The 6,624-nt window shown below is 46.5% G+C and carries 5 protein-coding genes and 1 pseudogene; 3 read left to right on the plus strand and 3 right to left on the minus strand.

Going from position 1 to position 6,624, the window contains the following annotated elements; all coding sequences use genetic code 11:
* Positions 1-119 precede the first annotated feature (119 nt).
* From ACLFWI_RS24220 to purE, 3 genes are all read right to left on the minus strand, one after another.
* A complete protein-coding gene (locus tag ACLFWI_RS24220) occupies positions 120-959 on the minus strand; it encodes a GDSL-type esterase/lipase family protein (protein ID WP_446415047.1) in 840 nt (279 codons plus the stop codon).
* Positions 960-1,120: 161 nt separating this feature from the next.
* Complete coding sequence (locus tag ACLFWI_RS24225) at positions 1,121-2,680, minus strand: ammonium transporter (RefSeq protein ID WP_446415048.1); 1,560 nt, start codon at positions 2,678-2,680, stop codon at positions 1,121-1,123.
* Between the two features lie 716 nt (positions 2,681-3,396).
* The gene (purE, locus tag ACLFWI_RS24230; protein WP_446415049.1) at positions 3,397-3,924 is read right to left on the minus strand and encodes a 5-(carboxyamino)imidazole ribonucleotide mutase; all 528 of its coding nucleotides are present in this window, start codon (positions 3,922-3,924) and stop codon (positions 3,397-3,399) included.
* A 314-nt stretch (positions 3,925-4,238) separates the two neighbouring features.
* Here purE and nagA point away from each other — a divergent pair, with 314 nt between their 5' ends.
* The 3 genes and pseudogenes from nagA to ACLFWI_RS24245 all read left to right on the plus strand — a co-directional run.
* Positions 4,239-5,387, plus strand: a complete 1,149-nt coding sequence (nagA, locus tag ACLFWI_RS24235) for an N-acetylglucosamine-6-phosphate deacetylase (protein ID WP_446415050.1) — start codon at positions 4,239-4,241, stop codon at positions 5,385-5,387.
* Between the two features lie 291 nt (positions 5,388-5,678).
* Complete coding sequence (bchM, locus tag ACLFWI_RS24240; RefSeq protein WP_446415051.1) at positions 5,679-6,371, plus strand: magnesium protoporphyrin IX methyltransferase; 693 nt, start codon at positions 5,679-5,681, stop codon at positions 6,369-6,371.
* Between the two features lie 47 nt (positions 6,372-6,418).
* A pseudogene (locus ACLFWI_RS24245) lies at positions 6,419-6,624 on the plus strand (hypothetical protein); the annotation flags it as partial.

Consider the following 6,624-nt stretch of genomic DNA (forward strand, 5'->3'; position numbering starts at 1 on the left):
GGCGGGTTTAGTTATATCAGGGTGCAAAGCAAACGTTAGCAGTAAAACCCGCCCCGACAACAGACTTTCCATTTCCCCCATCTCCCTCACCTTCCCCATCTCCCTCACCCCATCCCTCGTCACAAACTGCCATCGAGAACGAGTTGATCCGTGACTTGTAGGGCATAGTGCCAAATTAAATAGCCTTGAGGATTCAGGTGCAAGCCGTCGGTACTCAATTCCATTTTCAGATTGCCTTCGGTATCGGCAAATAGGGGATAGAGATTCAGGTAAATGACATCTTCCGACTCCGCGATCGCTTGCAATCGCTGATTAATCTCTAAGATACGACTGTTGGGGATTTCCAAGAGGCGATCGCGCCCTTCCCAGGTGGCTTTTTCCCCGCTATGGGGCAAAATCGATTGGACGATAATTTTAGCTTGGGGATGAGTGCGCCGTAGGTAGCGAATAATCAGCCGTTGGTTGGCTAAAATCGTCTCATCTTTGATGCCTCGAATGATGTCATTGATGCCAATCATCAAAAAGATGATATCTGGCTGGGTTTGATCCAAAAGATCCAAGCGATTCAGCAATCCGGCTGTGGTTTCACCAGAAATTCCCTGGTTCAGCCAGGTTCGTTGGCTGGGTAGCATCTGATTGGGAAACCAAAGACTGATAGAATCTCCCAAAAGTATGGCTAAATCCTCTGGCTTCTGATCCACCATCACCTCAGCTTCTTGCTCCAGCAGCGCCACCCACTGCTGGTAATTGAACTGGTGGCGGGGTCCGAGTTCGGGGACAGGGGTAGGGGTTGCTTCGGCTTCTGGAGTCGCATCAGTCGCTAGAGACTGGCTAACCGCAGAAGGGATAGCTCCTTGGTATTGGCGCAGCAATACACTCGCGATCGCTAGCACCAGTAAACCATTGACAGCGAGGGATAAAACTGCCCAAATTGGAAAGCTTTTCGAGGTTGTGGACACTTGTCTAGATTCAGCATCGGCTCTCTCATCAGATTGTAGTCCTATTCCACTGGTGCCGATCCGATAAAACTATGAAAACTATGATAAAGGGGCAATTCATGAATTGCCCCTACAGGATGTTCTTGGCAATTAACCAGCTTCCCTAACTAGAAGCGCTTCCGTTAAACTTCCGAGCCGCGAGGAATGTCAGCTGTACTACCACTGACGCTACCAAACGAGCTACTGGTCAACACATCGGATTCCTTGACAAATCCACTGTAGGCTTCCATCCCGTGTTCGCTAATATCCAAACCATGGATTTCTTCTTCGGCTTGTACTCGTAGTCCCAAAGTCGCTTTCAGCGCTAGCCAAACAATGGAACTCAAGGCGACAGTGAAACCGCCTACGCAAAGGATACCCAACAGTTGAATACCCAATTGATTGACACCACCGCCGACGAAAAGACCTGCATCGCGGTCAAATAAACCAACAGCAATGGTTCCCCAAATTCCATTGACTAAGTGAACGGAAATTGCACCCACGGGGTCATCAATATGGATATTGTCAAAGAAGGACACCGCAAAAACGACGATAATGCCAGCCAGAAGACCAATGATCACAGCCGAAAGATAGCTGACATTGTTACAGGGGGCGGTAATCGCCACTAAGCCAGCTAAGATGCCATTGATAATCATCGAAAGGTCGGGTTTACCATCTTTTAACCAAGAGGTAATGGTGGCGGTAATACCTCCAGCAGCAGCGGCGAGGTTTGTGGTTACTGCAATATAAGGCACATTTTCATTAGCCGCCAGTTCTGATCCGGGGTTAAAACCAAACCAGCCGATCCACAGAATTAAGCATCCCAGTGTGGCAATACTCATATTGTGACCGGGAATTGCATTGATCTGACCGTCTCTATATTTTCCTTCACGCGGTCCAAGAAAGGCAGCTCCCATCAACGCCGCCCAACCACCAACCGAGTGAACCACGGTTGAGCCAGCAAAGTCGGAGAATTTTCCATATAACCAACCCGACTCACTCCAAATCCAGTGTCCAGTAATGGGGTAGGAGATTCCGGTGATCAAAAGACTGAAAACCAGAAAGTCAACAAACCTAATCCGTTCAGCAACTGCACCGGAAACAATGGTAGCAGCGGTGCCAGCGAAGGCAGCTTGGAACAGGAAAAATACAGGTATGGGTAAACCTTCAGGAAATGGAGCAAGTCCATAAGTTGCATCGCTACCACTTAAGAAAAATCCACCTAAACCAATAACTCCACTCAATCCACCTCCTGTACCAAACATGAAGGCAAACCCAATTGCCCAAAATGCAATAGTGGCTAGGGCAAAGACAATCAGGTTTTTGGAGAGAATGTTAACCGCATTTTTCTGACGACAAAATCCGGTTTCTAGCATCCCGAATCCGGCATTCATGAAGATGACTAGAATCGCAGCAATCAAAACCCAGATGGCGTTTAAGGTTCCCTCGAGTTGGGCAACAGCATCCGCATCAACTGCGTCAGATTGAGCAACGGCTGCCGTATTCCAAACCACGACAATAATCGCCGTTAGCGGAATACAGGCTAGCCAGTACGGAGAAAAAGATTTGGCTATGGTTTTTAAGGGGTCAAAATAGGGAGAATCCCAGAAGGATTGGGAATATCCTGGTAAATCAACTTGTCTAGTTTTTGGGGGAGACTTTTTTCGATCGGAAGTTTTCTCGAACGTTCGTCTAGACATCATTTCGCTCTCTTTCCTGTATTTCTGGTGGAACACATCCTAACATTGAGCTAAGAAGCGGTAAATAAAGTCATTGGAAGTATGACGTAGAAGAGGGGGTAAGTATCTGAGTATGACAGAACTCATCGCCTATTTTCTTTGGTTTACTGCCAGCTTTTAAATAGTGCTGCCTGATTAAGGAATCGGGAGTTTTGGAAGTTGGCGTGTCTACGTTAGACAAAACCCTACAAATAAGTTGCCAGATAGTCAAGAGCCTCAATTCTTCTCAATAACTGGGTTCATTATCTTTAGGAAATTCTCAAATCTTCAATTTTCTGGCTGGATATTTCTGTAACAAAATATACTTTTTCTGGTGTGAGTCCTTAAAATATATTGCGGTAGCCCCCTAGCTGAGAGCTTCTGTCATCAAGACTTGGGTCAACCCGTCACCAGTTTGGTAGCCTGAGTTGACGGTTTTTTACGCGAGAGCGAACCGCCCTTTTGATTTTACCTAAGCCTATTGATTTGACAATGATTAAGATTTAAATAAGCCTAAGAATTTAGGTCTCTAAAATAACCTCTTAATTAATTAAGAAAAATTTCTTTGGTGTTAAGTTTTGATTGTTATAGCTAATCTTTAAATAAAATCCCTAAACCTACCCCTACAAACCAGATTCCCTTGAGCCTAACATTGCGTCAAAACCAGGTGCCTCGAAGGTCGTGAAGGGTCAAACCTTAATCTACGACATTTGTGATAAATATTGCTGATATCCCAACTTTTCTAGCGCCGCTTGCTTATCCATGACGGATTGGGTTAAAGTCTGGCGGTACTGCTGCACTCGTTCGAGTAACTCAGGTTGTTGGGATGCCAAAATCTGCACGGCTAACAACCCGGCATTTTTAGCATTGCCAATGGCTACGGTAGCGACAGGGATTCCACCTGGCATCTGTACAATCGAGTAGAGGGAATCTACCCCTTGTAAATGGCGAGTGGAAACAGGAACGCCGATGACAGGTAATGGTGTCAGAGACGCCACCATACCGGGTAAATGAGCCGCCCCTCCCGCCCCAGCGATAATCACCTTGAGTCCACGCTGATGAGCGGTTTGGGCGTAGTCTACCATACGTTGGGGAGTTCGGTGCGCGGAAACGATCGCGACTTCACAGGAAACCTCGAATTCTTCACAAATTGCGATCGCACCCTGCATCGTGGGCAAATCGGAATCGCTGCCCATGATAATACCAATTTGGGGTTTGTTATTTGTCATTTGTCATTCGTCATTGGTAAAAGAGTCAAAACTCGGTCGGGGCGGGTTTAGTCTCATCTGGGTGAGGGCAGAAACGATAATTGTCAAACCCGCCCCTACACAACTCATTGACCCCAAGGATTTCGGCTGCTTCCCTTGGGGTGACGTATTTGACAATAGTGGTATCCTCAATTCTTTCTGCATTGTACCACTATACCCGGATATGTCCGGTTAATTAAAGATTAAGTCAACCTCTCGAAATTTTTTATCTCTGTTCTCTGATTATTGATCAAAGATGTATCAGACAATGATGCAGGATTAATGGTAAAGGACAAATGATTATTATTAATGCACGAGTGCCAGGTTATCAAGGGTTGCAACAGATCAGGGTTGATCCTGAGGGAAAAATTTCCGCGATCGCACCCATGGCTGATATGGCTCAAAATGGCGCTACTCTCAATGTTACAGGAGATTGGCTCTCCTTAGCTGGGGTCGATTTACAGATTAATGGGGCGCTGGGTTTGGCGTTTCCTGATTTAACTCTGGGGGATAGCCAGAAATTACAACAAATTTGCCAATTTCTAGGGAATCAGGGGATTGATGGATTTTTACCCACCTTGGTAACCACCTCAATTGAGAAAATTCAACAATCGCTGGCGGTGATTGCGGATTTTTTAACCACCGCTTCCGATCAGGCGGGAATGGCGCAAATCTTGGGGGTGCATTTAGAGGGACCTTTTCTACATCCTCAGAAGCGAGGAGCGCATCCTCAGGAATATTTATTACCATTAAACCTAGAAAATGTCAAGCAAGTTTTGGGGGATTATGGCAAACTGGTTAAAGTGATGACGCTAGCGCCGGAGTTAGATGAAACAGGTGAGGCGATTCATTATTTGCGTTCTTTAGGAATTACCGTGAGTTTAGGTCATTCCCAAGCAACGGCGGCTGAAGCGGAGGAAGCCTTTGCCTTAGGTGCTTCAATGGTGACTCACGCTTTTAATGCGATGCCGGGATTACACCATCGGCAACCCGGATTATTGGGTGCTGCTATCACTCATCCTCAAGTGCGCTGTGGGGTGATTGCCGATGGACAGCATGTTTGTCCGACAATGTTACAAATTCTACTGCAAGCGAGTGGGTATGAAGCGGGATTGTTTCTGGTGAGTGATGCGTTAGCGCCGTTAGGATTAGGGGATGGGATTTATCCCTGGGATCAGCGTCAGATTGAAGTGAAACAGGGTACGGCACGGTTAGCGGATGGCACATTAGCGGGAACTACCTTACCGTTATTGGTGGGAGTGCAGAATTTGGTAGAGTGGGGACTGTGTGAAATCGAGAGTGCGATCGCCCTAGCAACGGAGTCCCCTCGACACGCGATCGGTTTACCTGGGATTGGAGTAGGACAACCTGGCAATTTGTTGCGTTGGCATTGGCATGAGGATACATCAAAATTGAGTTGGCAGCGTTTACAATTCAATGAGTGATTTATCATTAGTCATTGGTCATCGTCATCCGTTGGATTGGTGAGCTTGACTTTTGCTTTAACTTCACCCATCACCTTACCTGACACTTTCTCCAAGAATATATCAACTATCAAAACATTCACCTTCCATTTTAGGAGAATATTACTTTAACCGAACATCTCATCATTTCCTGGAAGTTCTCTGCCTTCTGCCCTCTGGATGATGTTTCTTGAGAAAGACATGATAGCAGTAACACCCCTAGCTCATGGTAAAGTAATTAATCGTCCGAACTCCTCCATCCAACCTGACTCTATGAACACCGTTGATGATAAAACCGTAGTTAAAGACTATTTCAACGCCACCGGATTTGACCGTTGGCGGCGGATTTACGGCGAGGGCGAGGTTAATAAAGTCCAACTGGATATCCGTAATGGACACCAGCAAACCGTCGATACTGTTCTGGGCTGGCTCAAGGCTGATGGCAATTTAGCCGAGTTATCCATCTGTGACGCTGGCTGCGGTGTGGGAAGTCTCAGTATTCCCCTAGCTGAAGCAGGTGCGAAAGTCTTTGCCAGTGATATCTCAGAAAAAATGGTCGGTGAAGCCAAGGAAAAGGCACAAGCTAGCTTGGCGAATTCTGACAATCTTAGCTTTGCCGTACAGGATTTGGAAGACTTGAGCGGGAGCTATCACACGGTTATTTGCCTAGATGTGCTGATTCATTATCCCCAAAATAAAGCTGATCAGATGATTTCCCATCTCGCTTCTCTAGCCGAGTCACGCTTAATTCTTAGCTTTGCTCCCAAAAACCTTGTATACAGTTTGCTCAAAAAAATTGGCGAATTGTTTCCCGGTCCTTCTAAAACTACTCGTGCTTACCTACACCGCAAGTCGGATATTATCAAAATATTGGAAAGTAACGGCTTTTCCATTCAACGCACGGGAATGACCAGTACTCAGTTTTACTTTTCTTACCTCTTAGAAGCAACCAGAAATTCCGATTAATTTATTCGGTTCATCTGACAAAGCTCCGGCTCCCCTCTCCCACCTTCGTGCAAAAAAAAGCGAAGCAACATCTGGTCTCCCCCGTGCAAAAAAAGCGAAGCATCCGCTGGCTTCCCCGTGCAAAAAAAGCGAAGCATCCGCTGGCTTCCCCCATGGAACAAAAAGCGAAGCATCCTCTGGTCTCCCCGTGCAACAAACGCGAAGCATCCTCTGGTCTCCCCGTGCAACAAACGCGAAGCATCCTCTGGTCTCC

Source organism: Coleofasciculus sp. (genome assembly GCF_046539235.1).
Classification (GTDB): domain Bacteria; phylum Cyanobacteriota; class Cyanobacteriia; order Cyanobacteriales; family Coleofasciculaceae; genus Coleofasciculus.

Excerpts from the sequence above, each read along its gene's own strand:
- ACLFWI_RS24225 (WP_446415048.1), bottom strand. The coding sequence starts at position 2,680 with ATGATGTCTAGACGAACGTTCGAGAAAACTTCCGATCGAAAAAAGTCT.
- purE (WP_446415049.1), bottom strand. The coding sequence starts at position 3,924 with ATGACAAATAACAAACCCCAAATTGGTATTATCATGGGCAGCGATTCC.
- nagA (WP_446415050.1), top strand. The coding sequence starts at position 4,239 with ATGATTATTATTAATGCACGAGTGCCAGGTTATCAAGGGTTGCAACAG.
- bchM (WP_446415051.1), top strand. The coding sequence starts at position 5,679 with ATGAACACCGTTGATGATAAAACCGTAGTTAAAGACTATTTCAACGCC.